The sequence below is a fragment of the Gracilibacillus massiliensis genome (assembly GCF_001458115.1).
GTDB lineage: Bacteria > Bacillota > Bacilli > Bacillales > Amphibacillaceae > Gracilibacillus > Gracilibacillus massiliensis.
In genome coordinates, this window is the sequence record NZ_CZRP01000013.1 from 523,915 (window position 1) to 542,367 (window position 18,453).

The following is an 18,453-nucleotide window of genomic DNA, read 5'->3' on the forward strand; positions in this document are numbered from 1 at the left end:
TTATTTAGGAGTTATTTATCAAATCTTTGCAAAGTTAGTGTATTCCTATTAAATATAAAAATCCAAACGATATCGAAAGCTCTTCGAATAATCGTTTGGATTTCCTAATTACAACACACTCTTGTCCTAGCGTCTTTATCTCCACTGTCTATTTAACTTTTAATAAAATTTTCCCTATATTTTTATTGGACTCCATATGTCGATGGGCTTTTGCTACATCTTCAATAGGAAAGACTTGATCAATCACTGGTTGCAGCGATTTATTATCAAATAGTGCGCTCGTCTTTTCTGAAAAATCTTTCGTTAACTCCGCTTTATACTGATCACTCCTAGGTGTTAATAAAGTACCTGTTAATTGAATTCGTTTTGCCATCAAATCCATTAATTTTACTTTTTCTACTGTGCTTCCACCTAATACACCAATTAATACCCAACGACCATCAATGGCAATACTACGATAATTCCTTTCCCAGTAACTAGCGCCAACAAAGTCTAAAATTAGGTCAGCACCTTCTTGATTAGTTGCCTTTTGTACTTCCTCATCAAAAGAAGCTGATTTATAGTTTATAAGTACATCAGCACCTAATTGTTTACATACTTGTAATTTCTCATCTGTTCCTGCCGTTGTCAGCACCTTTGCGTGTGATAATCTTTTAGCTAATTGGATGGCTGCCGTTCCAACTCCACTACCACCTGCATGTATCAGAACCGTTTCATATTTTTTCAAATTGCCTAGCCAATATAATGTTTGAAAAGCAGTTAAGTAAACTTCTGGAATAGCTGCTGCTTCCTCAAAAGTTAGGGACTTTGGAATCAGCATCGCACGGTTAGCAGGCATTGCTACTTTTTCAGCATACGCTCCCCCATTTACTAAACCCATGACCCTATCACCTATTGAAAATTCTTTGTTACCATTCGTTTCAGCTACAACTCCTGCAACTTCTATACCAATTATCGGATTTAGGGCATAGCCGGATTTACCTTCACGATTCAATATATCGGTCCTATTAACTGCTGTGGCATGGACTTCTATTAATAACTCACCAGCTTTTAATTTAGGTTCGTCCATCTCTACATATGCTAATTGTTCAGGACCACCAGGTTGTTTTGCAATTACACCTTGCATCTTATTACCTCCCTATTATTACTAAGATAAGTTTAACATATTGCACATGATTGCTATGAATAGGTAATAATTATTCATTTATACATGACAAAAAGCTTACAATGCTATATCAAAATTGATATAATATAACTATAATTACATTATTTATCAACAGGAGGTTTTTACTATAATTAAAAAAAATATAATGATTTCTTTAACTATTATGTGTGTATTTTCATTTTTATTAACTTTTCTTTTGAATGAGCAGAATACTCCCGAACAGATAAAGAAAATTTCACCAAACGAAACAAATGAGCTTACTGAACATGACAAAGAGATACCTATATTACTAGTTAAGTCACCTCAAAAAGAAACAGAAAAAACGAAAACAAGTGGTGATGAAGCAAACAGTATACAGAATAAAAAAGAGAAAGAAACTGAACTAATCGCAGTTTATGATGAAAAGTATAACGTGAATGATTATCAAGAGAAGTATGTCCACGTAGAATCATTAAATATGCGTGTTGGCCCAGGTACAGAATATGAAGTAGCTGGAGTGCTAGTAGAAAATCAGAAAATAACTGCAGAAATTGGAAACGGTCAGGAAGGTTGGGTGCAAGTAAAAACAAATGACACCATTGCCTATGTAAATAATAGTTACCTTAAAGACAACCCCATAAAGAAAGAAACGCAGACAGTCGCTAAAAAAAGCACGAAAACAACTACTAACAAAGAGAAGGAGACAAAAAAAGAAACAAAAACTAACAAGAAAGAAAAGCAAGAATCCAAACCAGTTAGTAATGACGCCATGAAATTGTCTACCGTTGGCCAGAATAATCAACTCATATTAGTTACTTCTGCAGGATATAATAGTATTCATGCTAAAATTCAAACATTTGAACGAGATTCTAATGGGAATTGGAAAAGAGTATTAAACACAAGTGGCTACATTGGAAAAAACGGATTTAGCGGGAATAAGACAGAAGGAGACGGTAAAAGCCCAACTGGCAAGTACACCATCGGCACGTCTTTCGGTAGAAGTGGGAATCCAGGTACTAAGTTGCCTTTTCGCGCAATATCTTCAGATGATGTATGGGTTGATGATCCTAATTCTTCATTATATAATACATGGCAATCCAAAGCAGAAACAGAAGGTCAGTGGAATAGTGCTGAAAATATGGATATTTCCGCATATACTTATGGCTTTGTTATTAACTATAATACGAATAAAACTCCCGGTAAAGGAAGTGCTATTTTCTTTCATGTTGCAAACAATTATACATTAGGATGTACCGGTGTATCTCAAAGTAACATGGTCAATATTCTAAAATGGATTGATCCTAGTAAAAACCCTGTAATTATTCAAACACCTGAAAGTGAACTAGGCAACTATTAATATCAGAAGTATGCTGGAGCAAAGAAATATTGTTCCAGCATACTTTATTTTCAGCAATTGGATTACTTATCAACAAACACTAAATTTTTCGATAGGCACGTCTTTCTGCATACGTCACACATTTATCACAAACTGGTACCTTCTCATCGTTATCATTATAATAATAAGTGGGATTAGTAGGCTTCTTTCCACAAACCACACATTTTTTTGGTTGAAATAATTTTCTTAAAAAACCCACTCTTTCTTCCTCCTCTTTCGATATTTAATACCTGTTACCACGTTTTATTTCATATTCTTCAAAACTTCATAAGATGATATGGGCTTTGCAAAAAAATAGCCTTGTCCAAAGTCACAGTTCAGATCAGTCAGCGCATTTTTTTGCCATTCATGCTCTATTCCTTCTGCAACTATCTTTAAATTCAAATTCAACCCAATATCAATGATCGTTTTTACAATCGATAAACTTTTCTTATCATTTATTTCATCAATAAATGCTTTATCTATTTTAATCGTATCAATTGGCAAATCCCTTAATAAATATAAAGAAGAAAAGCCAGTACCAAAGTCATCGATCGCTATTTGAACTCCTATATCATGCAATTTACGAATCATTCGCACCGAAGTATCAATATTTTGCATGGTACTTTCTGTAATCTCTAATTCTAAATATTTAGCGTCTAACTCTGTTTCCTCTAATATTTCTTCTACGATAGTAATAAAATTAGATTCCATTTGTTTAGAAGAGACATTAACAGCCACACCTAGCTCTTTCATTCCATGGTCATGCAACTTTTTCGTCTCTTCACATGCTTTCCTTAACACCCATTCTCCTATTTTATTTATCTGTCCGGTGTCTTCTGCAATAGGTATAAATTCACTTGGAGAAACCATACCTAGTTTTGGATGTTCCCACCTTATTAAAGCTTCAAACCTTTTTACTTTTCCTGTATGTAAACAATGAATCGGTTGAAATACTAAAAACAATTGATTCGCTACTATCGCTTTTTCCAAATCGATTTCTAACGTCATCCGCCGCATTAATTGTTCATTTAATTTTTCATCGAAAAAATAAAAGCGATTTTTACCTAGCATTTTAGCTTGATACATAGCTGCGTCCGCATGTTTCATTAATAGTTCCCCTGTTAACCCATCATTAGGATACGAACTAATACCGATACTAGGAGTGATCATTATTTCATGATGGTGTACGGAAAAAGGCAAAGAGAAATTTGATAGAATGGTTTCAGCTACATCCTTGCTTTTTTCCTTGGTTGCATTTGGTAATAAAATAATAAATTCATCTCCACCTATGCGATAGATTTCACTTTTAACTGCAAAAATACTTTTCAACCGATTTGCCGCTTCTTTTAAGACTTGATCACCGGCATAATGACCAAAGGTATCGTTGATATTTTTAAAACGATCTAAATCCATTAATAAAACGGTTACAGGAAAACTTTCTACTTCCGCCTTTTTTAGAATTTTTTGGGCTTCCTCCGTAAAACTTGTTCGATTTTTTAATAACGTTAAAGAATCATGATAGGCTAAATGTCGATATTGACGAACTAATTTATTATTATGATTCAAGATAATAATTTGTCTGATAACAATCATTGTAAACACGATACATAGGGCAATACTAAGAGCATTTAATGACCAATTATAGCTATCGGTCACTAATATCATCAAAAGGATTGCCGCAATATAGGGGAAGTACGTTTCTTTAGAATATATCGTATTTAAGCGATTTTTATCATTTTCATTAGAATCTATTCTAACCAGCAGGGCTGACCCACCGATTAATAAAAAGGAAAACAACCAAAGTGCATCCACAACATGAAGGAAGTTTGTTAGTTCGTTCATTTCTACTACGACTATTAACAATTGCGCAATGATTTGAAAAAATAGTCCACCTATAAAGAAATACAGCGAATTCTTTTCACGACTGTACAAATTAAGATAATACAGTGTAGTTATTGCAAATAAAAGGCATAAATAGACAATTTGATATAAAATCGTAATGATAGTTAACAAAATCGAATCATGCGAGAAAAATATAACAGGTTCAAAAAGGTAATGGATACTGATTGCAACAGCAACAACTATAAACACAAATATATTAAACAAATAAGGACTAGTCGAAATGCTTGTTTCAATTACTCGTATTTTATATACAGCAGCTACCAGAAATAGACTGTAAGAAACCAACCATAGAATAAAAGAAATGGTAGGATACGCATAACCATTTGTAACAATAATGTTTAGTATCCAAATAACGTTTGAGATCATATAGATAATCATACCGATGCCTATAAAAATCCAAAATTTCTTCTGTTTGGTTGATGCTTGCTGGAAGGCAGACCATAACCAAGGCAATATAAATAAAAGGGCGATTATGGGTCCTGTAATGGACATTAACAATCGTATCAATAAATAATCTTGTGTGAGAAATAAAAGAACAAAATAAACGATTCCTGCTAGTAAGATCTTAAAAAGTAATGATTTCATTTCTGGATGCATCAGGATCCCTACCTTTATTCACTACATAATAATTTAGTTCAATTTTATCATATTATTTAGTTTACGTAATCATATTTTACTATGATCTTTTTTGATTTGGCATGCTCTTATACTTAAGTTTAAGATGTGTCACTTTTCATATATTTCAATCGGTAATTGGTCTGGATCCTGAAAAAAGGTAAATCTCTTTTTCGTAGTCGAATCTATTCTTACTTCTTCTACTTCAATTCCTTTCAAAACTAGTTTTTTCACTGTTGCGTCTATATCCTCCACAGTGAAAGCGAGATGACGTAGTCCTTGTGCTTCAGGAAAATTTGGACGCTTAGGTGCATTAGGAAACGAAAATAATTCGATAATATATTGATCGTTAAGAGCGAGATCTAATTTATATGAATCTCGTTCTTTTCGATATACTTCTTGAATTAATGTTAAACCTAACTTATTAAGATAGAAATCTTTTGATACTTGGTAATCTGAACAAATTATAGCAATATGGTGAATCCCCAAAAACATAACGATCTCCTCCTTGTACTTTTCTTTATTCTATCACTTTCAAACTAAAACAAAAATCGACGAAATTTTAAGATAACGAACGATATATTCTATTTAAAGAACATAAACACTATTTTTTTCACTAAAACGAACAAATTTGCTGTTTTGAGTTTTATATATTCTATTTTATACTTCTTTTAGTTCTTTATATAGAACAAATTACTTAAATGTTCTTTATAAAATACATATTAATGGATGTGATTATATGAAATTTGTTTTATTAGGTTGTTTTTTTCTATTTTTATTTACTATACCCGGCCATGTCTTAGCTGAGCATCCTACTGAAATCATAAAGATAAAGAACTCACCAAAATTAGAACGAACTATTTCAGTAAAATCGGATCAGTCAAAATCTTTTATCAATCAAAAGTCGATCAGCAATCAATACAAAGAAGATGGTTGGCAACTAATTTGGCATGATGAATTCGACAAAAACACATTAAACCAAAATAATTGGAACACAGAAAATTGGGCTGCTGAAAAAAATAATGAATTGCAATTTTATACGCCTGATAATGTTCAGGTTCAAAACGGTCATTTACAACTAGTGAGTAAAAAAGAACAACACCAGGGTCGTGATTATACATCTGGAGCGATACATTCCAAAGACAAATTTAGTTTTCGCTACGGTAAAGTCGAAATCAAAGCAAAATTACCTGTTGGTCAAGGGATATTCCCCGCCATTTGGATGATGCCTAATATCGATAATACTTGGTTACCGGAAATAGATATTATGGAAATGCTTGGACATCAACCCGAAAAAATTTGGATGGTACAGCATTGGTTGGATGATAATAACCAACTAGTAAGTCAATCGGATTCCTATGTAGGTGTTAATTATTCAAAGGGGTATCATACGTATTCAATCGAATGGTCACCAGAAGAAATTATTTGGTATATCGACGGAAATGAACGTTTTAAAACAAGTACATTTAGTCCATCAATGGATATGTATTTATACCTGAATACAGCAATCGGTGGAGAATGGCCAGGCAGTCCAGATGGTAGCACAGTTTTCCCACAAGTATTTGAAGTTGACTATGTCCGCATTTTTCAACAGATAGGAGTGGATCAAAAATGATGTTGAAAATAACACTAATTTTATTTATTTTCTATATTTTCTTTCAACTTTTGTATATACTGTACCCACTCTTCGCCGTAAAAAAAGTTAAAAAGATAAAAAAATTAGAGAAAGAAATTGGAATAAGTGTGATTATACCAGCTTATAACGAAGAAAAAATTATACTGGATTGTTTACAAGGTATCGTCAATTTAGATTATGAAAAGTATGAAATTCTTTTCGTTAATGATGGTTCAACAGATCAGACGCTCTCAGTTTTAATGAATCATTTAGAACTAGAACCTATTTGCAATAAATTACCTGCCGTTAAAATACCACATGAAGATATTAAAGATATCTATCAATCAAAACGATATCCTAAAATCTTTTTAATAGATAAGGAAAATGGCGGAAAAGCAGATGCCTTGAATGCAGGTACGGAATATGCTGATAAAGAAATTGTCGTTACTCTTGATGCAGACAGTGTATTAGATCCTCAATCATTAAATGCTATTAATCTATCATTTCAGGATAAAAATATTGTTGCTGCTGGAGGCATGGTACAAATAAGCCAAGGCTTTAGAGGAAATTTAATGAAACCACGCCCCACATTCAAAATACCTGGAATTGTCCGTTATCAAATTGTTCAATATATGACATCCTTTTATTTACACAAACTTACACAAGCTAAATTGAATTCTATTATTGTAATTGCTGGAGCTTTTGGTGCGTTTCGCAAACAAGCACTGTTTGATGCCAATGGGTATCGGAAAACGGTCGGTGAAGATATGGACATCACCTTAAAAATGCATAAGTTAATGAAGACAAATAAAAAATATAAGAATAGTAGACTCGCCTTTATACCTCAAGCTATTTGCTATACCGAATGCCCTCAAAATTTTAAAGAGCTTTATAATCAGAGGATACGCTGGCAAAAGGCATTTGTCGATTGTGTTTTTCACTTTAAAAAATCATTTTTTCGTCAATTAGGATTTAGGTTATCTTTCTTTTTTTTGTTTGAATCTTTGCTACTAGGGACATTAAATGCTTTTCCAATTATCATTATTCCATTTGTTCTATTATTTACTGGCGAAAACTATATGGTCGCAGTAGCACTATTTTCGGTTACCGTATTTCTATCCGTTTATCAAAGTATTGTTACTATTATCATAGGAGAAAGATTTGGAACGATTTATTCGAATAAACATTTCAAAAAAGTATTGTTTTTTATACCATTCGAAACAATATCTTATCGCTTGATGGGCTTATTGTTCGTTATAACAGGTACTATTATGTATTTTAAAAATAAAGACAGTTGGTACGTATCCAAACGAATTGGCAATCATCCCCAAACAGTTGCAAGTAAACAAATAGAATTGATGTATGAAAACAAAGCAGTATAAAGGGGTGTATCTATTATGATTAAAAAGAATTTATTTAATATCTGTTTCACTCTAGTATTTTTCGGATTATTTTCATTCATAATTTTCAGTTATTATGAAGACATAGCTCGTGCGTTATATAATCATGATGTCTTTCCAACTGACGAGACGTTCGAAATTGAAGCTTGTCAACAGTGGACAAATTCGACGCGAAATTTTGATATGGCTCCTGATAATAAAGCAGAAAATGTTACCGTATTAATGTATCACCGCATTATTGAAGATGAAGAAATAGATGATATCCACCTTGAGGAAGACGGTGAACTGGTTTCTACCGTTTTGTTGAAATCACAATTTGAAGAACAAATGCAGTTATTAAAAAAAGAAGGCTATACCACACTTACTTTGAAAGAATTAGAGCAATATATAAATAACGACCTAGATGTTCCAAAGAAAAGTTTGGTTTTAACTTTTGATGATGGTTTTAAAGATAATGCCATGGAAGTGGCACCGATCTTACGAAAACTGGACTTCAATGCAGTAAGCTTTGTCATAACAGCGGCAGTCCATAAATATGACTATCCTTTTAAAGCTGGCGAATTTCAATATTTCAGTGTGGATGATATTCATAACAGCTGTGATGTGTTTGAATTTGAGAGCCATACTTACAATTTCCACAAAAGGATGGAAGATAACACCCCATATCTGACCGGAAAAAGTGACGAAAAAGTCAAAGAAGATTTAGAAAATAGTTTATTCAATCTCGATGGAAAGCGTCAGGCTTTTGCCTCACCATATGGTGCCTATGACGAAGAAAACATTCAATTATTTAAAGATTTGGGCTTTTCTATGGCTTTCACTGTAAACCCTGATGTCGTCTATCCCGGAACACCCATGTATGAAATACCTCGCAAAGAAGTTTTTCCTGACGACACGATGGAGGACTTTAAAGAAAAAATTGGTTTACACTAAAATAAAGTGAGACTTCAATCAGTGGGAGTTTTACACTCCCACTGATGCTAGCGAAACTTATCAGGAAGTTAGCGTCCGTTTATCCCCCACTTAGCTTCTTTAGTGTCACTCGACTCTTGAAGTGGGGGTTTTACGGACGATTACACCGTGATACAAGCTAAGCCCATGGGCTTAGCTTGTATTTTCTATAAGTAAAGCATATAAGCATTGTCATGTCTAGCTCCGAGCGCCCAGAAACTAGACGACTTCACAAATCACCCTACGATAAGTCATCATCGGTTCGCAAGCTCACCGTGATTCCTTTATCTCAGTTGATTCGCTCCAGTCGCTACGTTTCTATGCGGGCGCTCTGCGCTTTTCTTAACGAACTGGATGTTTTTTATGATAGATTAAAAGATAGATATACAAGGTAATCGAAAACACGATTGAGATTGCTGATGCTAAATAAATATAACTATACCCTAATAGGAAAGCAATTTGACCGAAGGCGATTGCCCCTGTCCCAACACCTAAATCAAAAAAGGAGAAAAAGGTTGCGTTGGCCATCCCCTTCCTATTAACGGCCGCTTTATCAACTGCCCATGCTTGCAATGCAGGTTGCACCGCTCCAAAACCAAGACCATACATAGAAGCTGCAACAAATAATATAAACGAATTAGGTAACCAGACGAGTAATAACATCGCGATTAAAATCGAAACTGTTCCCGGCAAGAATACGGAGATATGTCCGTATCGATCATATAATCTGCCGGCAAATGCTCGTGAAATCATTAAAAAAAATGCGAATAATAAAAAGTACCATTCAATTCCAGCTACATTTTGTTGAGCGGTATATAATGGTAAAAAAGATGCAATACCACCAAACGTCGTTGTAATAAAAAACAGTAACAGCGATGGCTCAATAGCTGATTTTTCAAAAATATCAAATTTCTTTTTATTCTCTGTTTCACTTGGCTTTTCAACTTTTTTATAATTGATTTGAGTTGCTAGTAGTAAGGCTACTATCCCTAAACTAGCTGCAATTAAAAATAACCAAGTAAAAGAGATATAACCATATAAAAATAGACCTAATGATGGTCCAAAAGCAAGAGCTAAGTTACCGGATAAACCAAAATAACCCATACCTTCGCCACGTCGTTTTGGAGGAATTAAGTCTGTTGCTATTGTGCCTGTTGCGGTTGTGGAATAACCCCAACCCACGCCCTGAACAAATCTCATCAGAAATAGAAAAACAACACTAGTAATGAAGGCGAAAGAACCAACAGATAGTACAAAAATAGCCAAACCTAATAAGTAAACAAATTTGCGCCCGAGAGATTCTAGTGCATGACCCGCGTTAGGTCGTACTAATAGTGCTGAAAATGTAAAAACACCTGTAATAATTCCTATCATCTGGTCACTGCCACCAAGGTCTTGCACAAATAATGGAATGGTTGGTAAAGTCATTTGAAAACCTAAAAAAATAAAGAAATTAGCAAAACAAATAAAAATAAAGTCTTTTGTCCAAATTCTTTCTGTACTGGATGCCTTTGCTCCTGTATTTTCCATGCTGCAAGTCTCCTTTATATACTTCGGCACTCGAAATATATTATACCGTAAATAGAAGATATAAAAAAGCCTGCGTTATGAAGAGTTGCTACAACTTTTATTTTTCTTTCCATATCTGCTCCAATATGATTACTAGTGCTGTGCCTACTAATAGGCCATTGCTCATTACATTTTGTACGACCAATGGTAATTCCGAAAATACTTCTGCTGGCAAAAACATCGTGCCCATACCTATTAAATAAGCAATTCCAATAATCGTAATTCTTCTGTTATCTAATGGTGTCAACGTAACATTACGGACAGCTAAACCAACTAATTGGACAAAAGATGCCATTAAAGCAGCATTTGCAATCGGTGATGGGATACTCGAAATATAGGAAACGATTGGTGGAAAGAAAGCTATTACCATAAGTAAAAAGGAAGCATATATAAATGGTGTCTTTCTTTTTTGACCAGTAAGGCCAATAAATCCTGCAGAAGTGGACAAAGGGACATTTGCGATCGATGAAAACATCCCAGCCAATCCGTGATTGATGCCAAAGACAGTAGTTCCTCTATTAATTTCCTTTCGACGTTCTCCTCCCTCGTTTCCTAATGTTTGATCAACCGCAACGACTGATGCCACAATATTTGAAATTAAAATGATTGCTGTGATAAAAGCAATCGGAATAGCACTGATATCAAATGTAGGCATGCCAAACGCAAATACTTGTGGAAGTGAAAATATGGCGACATCACCTATCTCTGGTGCTTGACCTTCGACCACCACAAAAATAATCCAGCCAATTAATATACCAATAAACATCGAATAACTACTTAGCCAGCCTCTAGCAAAAATCGATAAACCAAGCACAATTAAAAAAGTAAAGGTAGCTATTAATGCTTCTTTGATTTGGATATTAGTTGAATCACCTTGCAGGCCTAACATCCCTTGCAAAAAAGTCCCACTCAATTGCACGGTTAATAAAAAGAAAAAAGTACCCGTCACTAGAGGTGTGAATATAGGCAAAATATATTGAGAAATTTTGAAAATGCCGAATAAGAATAAAAAAACACCTGTTATGATCATCGTTGTTTCTAATAAACGAAGGGTGCCATCAAGTGAAGTACCGTTTTGTAACCCGGTTGCTGCCATTACTGAAAAAATACTGATCCATATCCCTGCAGGACCTTCCATAATTGGCATGCGATGTCCAAAAATACTTTGCAGAAACGATGCAAGTCCCACTATAAAAAAAGTCCGTTGCATCAAACCAGCTACTTCAGAAAAGCTCATATCAAAAATAGCCCCTACTACAATTGGCAATGCCACTGAGCTAGCCAATAAAAAGATGAACCATTGTATCGTTTCCATTGAGGTTTGTAAAAACTTTTTATTTTGCAAAATAAACGCTCCTAAATTGTCAAGTTAACACTTTGTATCATATCATTTTGTTCTAATTGAAACAAAAGACTCGATAGTCTAAGAAAAGTAGACTATCGAGCGAATAATACTCGTCTATTTATTTGATTGATGTTAATTTCATGATAATTTTATTTATATTTTATTCACTCATCCAATCAGGTTGATGGAAGCCTTGGAATTGTTCTTCGATTACTTCTTTAAAATGATCCGATTCCACTGCTTCTTTAATATCTGCTACATATTCAGCATCCAGATTTTCTGTTTTTACAACGACACGATTGATGATATTTTCCGGTAATTCATCACGAACAAGTGCGGTGGTTAAGTCGATCCCTGCTGAAATTGCGAAATTACCATTAATCGCAGCTACATCTACTGAATCTAGGGTACGAGGTAATTGTGCTGCTTCAACTGGTTCAAATTGTAAGTTTAATGGATTACTCGTAATGTCCTTCTCTGATGCTCGTAATGGATCGACATCTTCACTAAATTCTATCACACCATTATCTTTTAAAACCGTTAGTCCTCTTGCAAGATTAGTAGGATCATTGGCAACCGCTACCGTACTCCCTTCTTCTATTTCATCTAAACTATCATACTCATTAGAATAAATACCGATCGGTGCTGTTGGAACAGTGATCACACTCGATAATTCCATATCATTCTCTTCTGCAAATGCATCCATATAGACCTGATGTTGAAAAAGGTTCGCATCTAAAGAACCATTATCTAGTGCTTTATTAGGTTGCACATAATCATTAAACTCTTCAATTGTTACCGTATATCCTTGTTCTTCTAGGTAAGGTTTTACCCCTTCCTCTAACATATCACTATACGGTATCGTTCCACCTAACACCAATTCTTTCTTTTCACCTGAGGCACTGCCGTCATCAGAACCACACGCTGCTAATAATCCAATTAATATAATCAAAAGTACTACTTTTTTCATTTTTTATTCTCCTTATTTTTTATTTACAGTTTTAGCGATAAAATCACCTAAATATTGAATGAATTGAACCAAGACAATTAATAAAATAACAGTGGTAAACATTACCGTATCATCATATCGATAATAGCCATAACGAATCGCCAAGTCACCAATACCACCGCCACCAATCGTACCGGCCATAGCGGAATAACCAATTAAGCTAATGGCAGTAATAGTGAGACCACTTATCAATCCCGGCTTCGCTTCAGGGAAAATAATATCTTTAATAATCATCCACGGTGAAGCACCTACCGCAATCGCCGCTTCTATTACCCCTTTGTCGACTTCACGTGCAGCCGATTCTACAATTCTCGCATAAAAAGGAATCGCCGCTACTGATAACGAAACAGATGCTGCTAATGGCCCGATCGTTTCCCCGACCAGCCACTGGGTAAAAGGCAATAAGAAAACTAACAAAATGATAAATGGGATTGAGCGAATCAAGTTAATAACAACACCCACTATCCCTTTAATCCAACTGTTTTCAAGAAATAATCCTTTATCTGTCACATATAATACAATCCCTAAAGGTAACCCAATAAAAATCGCTACTAATAATGCTATACCCACCATCAATAACGTTTCAAAAAAGGCTACATTTAACTCTGGCAAAAGTTCGATAATACTAGCCATTGTTGATCACCTCTACTTTACTGACTCGTTCACGGAGATAATCAATCGCAGCTTCCGTTTCACGTGACTCACCATTCACTTCCATAACAAAAATTCCGAGCGGAACATCGCGAATATATTCTACTTTTCCGTGCAGAATATTTCCTTTTACTGAGAAGTTTTGTAGTACGTCAGAAACAATTGCCTCTGCTGCAAGCTCGCCCCAAAAATGAAGTCGAACTAGTTTACCTGTAATTGTTGCTAACAGTTGTTCAGGTAATTGGAAATCAAGTACTGTTTCGATAAATTTCTTTGTCAAAGGTTCTGTTGGATTAGAAAATATTTCATAAGTAGAACCCTGTTCGATCACTCTGCCATCCTGCATCACAGCACAACGATGGCAAATTTCTTTGACGACTTCCATTTCATGGGTAATAATTACAATCGTCAACCCTAACTCTTTGTTAATTTTTTTAAGTAGAGCTAAAATTGATTTGGTTGTATTTGGATCTAATGCAGAGGTTGCTTCATCACAGAGCAATACTTTTGGGTTATTTGCCAGTGCCCTTGCAATACTAACCCGTTGCTTTTGCCCGCCGCTCAGCTGTGCCGGATATTGGTTTGTCCGATCTGATAATCCCACTAATTCTAATAAATGGTTTACCCTTGGTCTTATTTTTTTATCAGGAACACCAGCCGCCTTAAGAGCAAATGCTACATTTTGATAAACGGTTTTGGATGAAACAAGATAAAACCCTTGAAAGATCATGCCGATTGATTGCCTTGCCTTTCGCAATTCTGTTCCCGATAATTGCAGTAGATTCATTCCATCTATCACTATGTTCCCCGAGGTTGGCCGTTCCAATATATTCATACAACGCAATAAGGTACTTTTCCCAGCACCACTGTATCCAACAATTCCATAAACTTCTCCTGAATCAATGGTTAGCGACACATTATCGACACCGACGATTTTACGTTTTTTACTTTTAAATTCTTTTGTTACTTTCGTTAATTCAATCAATGGTGATCACTTCCTTCTGAATTTACTGCCAGGATGATCCTCTGGTAATCTACTGTTTCCATCTGGAAATAATTTTTCTCTTAAAGTACCTTCACGATAGTCTTTTTTGTAGATGCCTCTTGCTTGGAGCTCAGGGATGACAAGATCAACAAACGACTCTAAGTCACCTGGTGTCACCAAATGGTTTAAATTAAACCCATCCACCCCTGATTCCTCAAACTGAAATTGGATGGCGTCCGCTACTTCCTTTGGATTTCCGACAATATAGCTATTACGGTCAATTGCTTCAAAGCGATTTAACACATCACCAACGGTCAATTTTTTCGGTGCATCTTTCGTTAAAGTTGCGGCCTTATAATGACCACCTTCTGTCTTTTTCTTATATTCAAATGGCTCATCCGGATCTGCATCCTCATATTCAGCAATATCATAACCGCTTGCACCATACTGTGCTTTTGCGGCATCCGCACTCCAGACTTTGTTATACTCTTCGAATTTCGCTTCTGCCTCTTCTGTTGTTTCAGCCACAACGACACTTAAGAAAGAAATGATTTTTAAGTTTTCAGGATTGCGACCATGCTTTGCTGCTCTTTCTCTAATATCATCTGCATAATAGCGGATTCGTTGTGGAGTCGGACCACCAACAAAAATACATTCTGCATGTTTAGCGGCAAATTCTCGACCTTTTTCCGAAGTACCAGCTTGATAGATTACTGGTGTTCGTTGTATAGAGGGTTCACTCAGGTGTGGTCCTTCTACTTTGAAATAATGACCCTTGTGATTAATTTCGTGTACTTTTTCAGGATCAACTAATGTTTCATTTTCCACATCTTCGACTACCGCATTGTCTTCCCAGCTCTGTTCCCATAATTTATAGGAAACATCTAGGTATTCATCTGCTATATCATAACGTTCATCATGTTTGATCATATCTTCAAGCCCAAAATTCCGGGCCGCGTTTGGCAGGTAGGAGGTAACGACATTCCAGGCAACGCGTCCTTTAGTAAGGTGATCTAAAGTCGAAAACCTTCTCGCATTTCCAAACGGCGCTTCATATGTAGTACTTACTGTAACAGCAAATGCCAGGTGTTTCGTGACACTAGCCATCGCTGATACTAATAATGCCGGATCATTTAACGGAACTTGTAAGCCGTCCCTTATCGACGGTGCTTTACTTTTTTGATAGACATCATAAATACCTAATACGTCTGCAAAAAAAACAGCATCAAATTTACCTCTTTCTAGTAATTTTGCTAAGTCGATCCAATAATCTAAATCCTTATATTGACGATGGCGTTCACTTTTTGGATGTTTCCATAAACCATGTGAATTGTGCATGGCGCTCGTCATTTCAAATGCATTTAAAATTATCTCTTTTGTCATAGATATCTCCCCTTTACAAATTAAAAAGCCTCTTCTTTAAGAAAAGAAGAGGCTTAAAAATACAATCACTGAAGTCCTGTCCTTTTCTTATCTTTCAAGCTACTTGCTTGCTGGAGTTGGCACAGTACTTGCGATCAAGTCTGTTGCCGAGGTTTCAAAGGGCCAGTCCCTCCACCTCTCTGGATAAGAAAAAATGTTGTGGTTATTAAATTATAGTATTCAATGTAACTTGATTTTTCAGAATTGTCAATCTTTTATTGCAAAAAATTTTCGTTAGCTATCCAAAACGTTTTTTGCTAAATTGTAGACAATCGCATCATCTGTTGGCGGATTATGTAATCCTGCCCTAACATCTCGGAAATGCCGCTGCAATGGATTTTTCGCAGACAAACTTCTAGCTCCGACAATGCGCATCGCCAAATCTACTATGGTGTTAGCACTGTTGGTCACGATGTGTTTAGCAGCTTGTAGTTCTGCACCTAACTGGGATCTGTTCTCAGGTTGCTCTACCCATTTTGTTGCTACACCATATAACACTTCACGAGCTTTCACTAACTCTAATTCGATTTCGCCAATCTTTCTTCTTACTTCTGGTACTTCTTTGATTGGGTGTGGTAGCGTAATCGGCTGAAAATTACTAGCAAACTCGATCGCATAATCACGTGCTGCTTCTGCAATACCTAGATAGACAGCAGGTATCTGTAAATACCATCCCTTAGGAAATGGTTTTTGTGGTGTCTCTTCGAACAGTAAAGCATCTTCTGAGACAAATACATTTTCTAAAATAAGGTCATCACTTTTGGTTGCTCTCATCGAAATACTATCCCATGTTTCTTTAACTTTTACTCCTGGTAAAGAATGATCAATCAGTACATAACCCTTGGTTCCTGTTTGATTAACGTCGACAGTAACAATCGAATAATCAAGGGCTACTGCCATCGATGTAAAGGATTTAGCGCCATTGATACGCCAACCATTCTGTTCTTTTTTTGCAATAGTCGTTGGTATACCCCCGCGTGAAGGACTGCCTGTTGCTTTTTCCGTCTGCGCTAAATTAATAAGTGCTTTTTCTTCGACGATCAAACGAGAAACCTTTTCAAAATTTGCTTTACTCCAATTACGATTCTCCGCTTGTTCCAAGATTACACCAAGCTGCCAACCCAGTGATAAGGCCGTTGGTCCATCTCCTTTTGCTAATTGTTGTTGCACCTGCAAAAATTCGACAAGATTAATCCCGGAACCTCCATATTCTTTTGGCACCGTTAGAGATAATAATCCACTTTCTTTTATCTCTTCAAAATTTTCATACGGAAACGTTGCTTCTTCGTCGACTTGATTTGCTCTTCCCGCAAAAATCTCCGCTAACTTTTTGACATCTTCTATGTAGCTTCTACTATTCTCTGAAACAATTGTCATCATAAATCCCCCTATAAACTAATAAAATCCTACATCTCAATGAGAGAAGTAGGATTTATAAATACAAACGTACTCTCATCTTTCAGACCGAATCGTCTGCTGGAAGTAGCACCATTCTTTTTACACTCACTCGTAAAAAAGTGGTTGCTGCAGGGTTTAGCGGACCAGTTTCCTCCCCTGACTCTTGATAAGATTAATCGATATGAAGTTAGCCATCACTTTACAAAACTTTCTAGTTATTGTCAACTGTTTTTCTATTATTTAAAATTTTCTAAAAAAAGAAGTTGACAGTATTTTATAATTCCTGTATATTGTGACTTAACTTAATAAGCGAAATATTTTCTTATCCAGAGAGGTGGAGGGACTGGCCCTTTGAAGCCTCGGCAACAGACTTAGTAGAAGTACTGTGCCAATTCCAGCAAGCAACTAGCTTGATAGATAAGAGGAGCGGATTTCATTTTAAACACACACCCTCTTCTATCTTTACTAGAAGAGGTTTTTTATTGTCTAAAAATACAAACAGGAAGAGGTTTTGAAGATGACAGACATTATATTATTATCAGGAAGCCCATCAATAAGCTCACGAACGGATTTAGCACTTCATTATGCAGGCGGTAAATTAGTAAAAGAAGGTTTCGATGTCAAACATATCTCGATTCAGGATATTCCAGCAGAAGTATTATTTCATGCTCAATTTGATCATCCTAAAATTAAAGAAGTAACCGATTTATTGCGAAACGCAAAAGCAGTAATTGTTGGTTCACCAGTCTATAAAGCTGCATATTCCGGTGTATTAAAAGCTCTATTAGATCTATTACCACCAGATGTTCTACAGGATACACCTGTATTACCAGTTATGACCGGAGGAAGTGGTGGACACTTACTTTCCATTGAATATTCATTAAAACCATTGCTAGCTTCATTAAAAGGTCAGTGCCTACAAGGGGTTTATATTGTTGATAAATGTATTGATAAACAACAGACAAAAGAACCGATTGTAGACGAAGAGACTAAGCAGCGACTAATTAATCAATTAACAATTCTCACCAATACAACTGCTAACCAAAGGGAATTACTATTTACTTAACAA

The 18,453-nt window shown here is 35.5% G+C and carries 16 protein-coding genes and 3 riboswitches; of the genes, 5 read left to right on the forward strand and 11 right to left on the reverse strand.

All coding sequences use genetic code 11. The annotated features are described in order from the left end of the window. Positions 1–148 precede the first annotated feature (148 nt). Positions 149–1,126: an NAD(P)H-quinone oxidoreductase gene (locus BN3107_RS14785; RefSeq protein WP_058308408.1), complete on the reverse strand. Its 978-nt coding sequence runs from the start codon at positions 1,124–1,126 to the stop codon at positions 149–151. 184 nt (positions 1,127–1,310) lie between these two features. Here BN3107_RS14785 and BN3107_RS14790 point away from each other — a divergent pair, with 184 nt between their 5' ends. Further along, positions 1,311–2,501, forward strand: a complete 1,191-nt coding sequence (locus BN3107_RS14790) for an SH3 domain-containing protein (protein ID WP_058308409.1) — start codon at positions 1,311–1,313, stop codon at positions 2,499–2,501. Positions 2,502–2,580: 79 nt separating this feature from the next. On the opposite strand, the gene BN3107_RS20030 is transcribed toward BN3107_RS14790, so the two are convergent. From BN3107_RS20030 to gloA2, 3 genes are all read right to left on the reverse strand, one after another. Continuing rightward, positions 2,581–2,739 carry a hypothetical protein gene (locus BN3107_RS20030; protein ID WP_187371036.1) on the reverse strand — a complete coding sequence of 53 codons (159 nt, stop codon included), beginning with the start codon at positions 2,737–2,739 and terminating at the stop codon, positions 2,581–2,583. 44 nt (positions 2,740–2,783) lie between these two features. Continuing rightward, the gene (locus BN3107_RS14795) at positions 2,784–5,021 is read right to left on the reverse strand and encodes a putative bifunctional diguanylate cyclase/phosphodiesterase (RefSeq protein WP_058308410.1); all 2,238 of its coding nucleotides are present in this window, start codon (positions 5,019–5,021) and stop codon (positions 2,784–2,786) included. A gap of 129 nt (positions 5,022–5,150) precedes the next feature. Further along, positions 5,151–5,534: an SMU1112c/YaeR family gloxylase I-like metalloprotein gene (gloA2, locus tag BN3107_RS14800; RefSeq protein WP_058308411.1), complete on the reverse strand. Its 384-nt coding sequence runs from the start codon at positions 5,532–5,534 to the stop codon at positions 5,151–5,153. A gap of 157 nt (positions 5,535–5,691) precedes the next feature. Here gloA2 and BN3107_RS14805 point away from each other — a divergent pair, with 157 nt between their 5' ends. The 3 genes from BN3107_RS14805 to BN3107_RS14815 are packed head-to-tail and all read left to right on the forward strand — an operon-like array spanning position 5,692 to position 8,987. Continuing rightward, complete coding sequence (locus BN3107_RS14805) at positions 5,692–6,654, forward strand: glycoside hydrolase family 16 protein (RefSeq protein WP_262359975.1); 963 nt, start codon at positions 5,692–5,694, stop codon at positions 6,652–6,654. Further along, a complete protein-coding gene (locus tag BN3107_RS14810) occupies positions 6,651–8,036 on the forward strand; it encodes a glycosyltransferase family 2 protein (protein ID WP_058308413.1) in 1,386 nt (461 codons plus the stop codon). Before BN3107_RS14805 ends, BN3107_RS14810 begins: the two co-directional genes overlap by 4 nt. Before the next feature lie 15 nt (positions 8,037–8,051). Then, complete coding sequence (locus BN3107_RS14815) at positions 8,052–8,987, forward strand: polysaccharide deacetylase family protein (protein ID WP_058308414.1); 936 nt, start codon at positions 8,052–8,054, stop codon at positions 8,985–8,987. A 360-nt stretch (positions 8,988–9,347) separates the two neighbouring features. On the opposite strand, the gene BN3107_RS14820 is transcribed toward BN3107_RS14815, so the two are convergent. The 7 genes from BN3107_RS14820 to BN3107_RS14850 all read right to left on the reverse strand — a co-directional run bounded on the left by BN3107_RS14820 (position 9,348) and on the right by BN3107_RS14850 (position 17,366). Beyond that, complete coding sequence (locus BN3107_RS14820) at positions 9,348–10,535, reverse strand: MFS transporter (RefSeq protein WP_058308415.1); 1,188 nt, start codon at positions 10,533–10,535, stop codon at positions 9,348–9,350. A gap of 97 nt (positions 10,536–10,632) precedes the next feature. After that, positions 10,633–11,919 (reverse strand): purine/pyrimidine permease, encoded by a 1,287-nt coding sequence (locus BN3107_RS14825; protein WP_148434742.1) that lies wholly within the window; start codon positions 11,917–11,919, stop codon positions 10,633–10,635. Positions 11,920–12,079: 160 nt separating this feature from the next. Then, positions 12,080–12,889, reverse strand: a complete 810-nt coding sequence (locus BN3107_RS14830; protein ID WP_058308416.1) for a MetQ/NlpA family ABC transporter substrate-binding protein — start codon at positions 12,887–12,889, stop codon at positions 12,080–12,082. Between the two features lie 12 nt (positions 12,890–12,901). Next, positions 12,902–13,561 (reverse strand): methionine ABC transporter permease, encoded by a 660-nt coding sequence (locus tag BN3107_RS14835; RefSeq protein WP_058308417.1) that lies wholly within the window; start codon positions 13,559–13,561, stop codon positions 12,902–12,904. Further along, complete coding sequence (locus tag BN3107_RS14840) at positions 13,554–14,564, reverse strand: methionine ABC transporter ATP-binding protein (protein WP_058308418.1); 1,011 nt, start codon at positions 14,562–14,564, stop codon at positions 13,554–13,556. The genes BN3107_RS14835 and BN3107_RS14840 overlap by 8 nt, the downstream gene beginning before the upstream one ends. A 6-nt stretch (positions 14,565–14,570) precedes the next feature. Then, positions 14,571–15,947, reverse strand: coding sequence for an LLM class flavin-dependent oxidoreductase (locus tag BN3107_RS14845; protein ID WP_058308419.1), 1,377 nt, complete (start codon positions 15,945–15,947; stop codon positions 14,571–14,573). Positions 15,948–16,031: 84 nt separating this feature from the next. Further along, a riboswitch (SAM riboswitch) is annotated at positions 16,032–16,137 on the reverse strand. A gap of 83 nt (positions 16,138–16,220) precedes the next feature. Further along, positions 16,221–17,366 carry an acyl-CoA dehydrogenase family protein gene (locus BN3107_RS14850; RefSeq protein ID WP_077065138.1) on the reverse strand — a complete coding sequence of 382 codons (1,146 nt, stop codon included), beginning with the start codon at positions 17,364–17,366 and terminating at the stop codon, positions 16,221–16,223. 69 nt (positions 17,367–17,435) lie between these two features. Then, a riboswitch (SAM riboswitch) is annotated at positions 17,436–17,557 on the reverse strand. A 146-nt stretch (positions 17,558–17,703) separates the two neighbouring features. Next, positions 17,704–17,808: riboswitch (SAM riboswitch) on the forward strand. 93 nt (positions 17,809–17,901) lie between these two features. On the opposite strand from BN3107_RS14850, the gene ssuE reads away from it, so the two are divergent. After that, a complete protein-coding gene (ssuE, locus tag BN3107_RS14855) occupies positions 17,902–18,450 on the forward strand; it encodes an NADPH-dependent FMN reductase (protein WP_058308421.1) in 549 nt (182 codons plus the stop codon). The last annotated feature ends 3 nt before the right edge of the window (positions 18,451–18,453 follow it).

Coding starts and splice junctions, on each gene's coding strand:
- BN3107_RS14785 (WP_058308408.1), bottom strand. CDS start 1,126: ATGCAAGGTGTAATTGCAAAACAACCTGGTGGTCCTGAACAATTAGCA.
- BN3107_RS14790 (WP_058308409.1), top strand. CDS start 1,311: ATGATTTCTTTAACTATTATGTGTGTATTTTCATTTTTATTAACTTTT.
- BN3107_RS14795 (WP_058308410.1), bottom strand. CDS start 5,021: ATGCATCCAGAAATGAAATCATTACTTTTTAAGATCTTACTAGCAGGA.
- gloA2 (WP_058308411.1), bottom strand. CDS start 5,534: ATGTTTTTGGGGATTCACCATATTGCTATAATTTGTTCAGATTACCAA.
- BN3107_RS14810 (WP_058308413.1), top strand. CDS start 6,651: ATGATGTTGAAAATAACACTAATTTTATTTATTTTCTATATTTTCTTT.
- BN3107_RS14815 (WP_058308414.1), top strand. CDS start 8,052: ATGATTAAAAAGAATTTATTTAATATCTGTTTCACTCTAGTATTTTTC.
- BN3107_RS14820 (WP_058308415.1), bottom strand. CDS start 10,535: ATGGAAAATACAGGAGCAAAGGCATCCAGTACAGAAAGAATTTGGACA.
- BN3107_RS14830 (WP_058308416.1), bottom strand. CDS start 12,889: ATGAAAAAAGTAGTACTTTTGATTATATTAATTGGATTATTAGCAGCG.
- BN3107_RS14835 (WP_058308417.1), bottom strand. CDS start 13,561: ATGGCTAGTATTATCGAACTTTTGCCAGAGTTAAATGTAGCCTTTTTT.
- BN3107_RS14845 (WP_058308419.1), bottom strand. CDS start 15,947: ATGACAAAAGAGATAATTTTAAATGCATTTGAAATGACGAGCGCCATG.
- BN3107_RS14850 (WP_077065138.1), bottom strand. CDS start 17,366: ATGATGACAATTGTTTCAGAGAATAGTAGAAGCTACATAGAAGATGTC.
- ssuE (WP_058308421.1), top strand. CDS start 17,902: ATGACAGACATTATATTATTATCAGGAAGCCCATCAATAAGCTCACGA.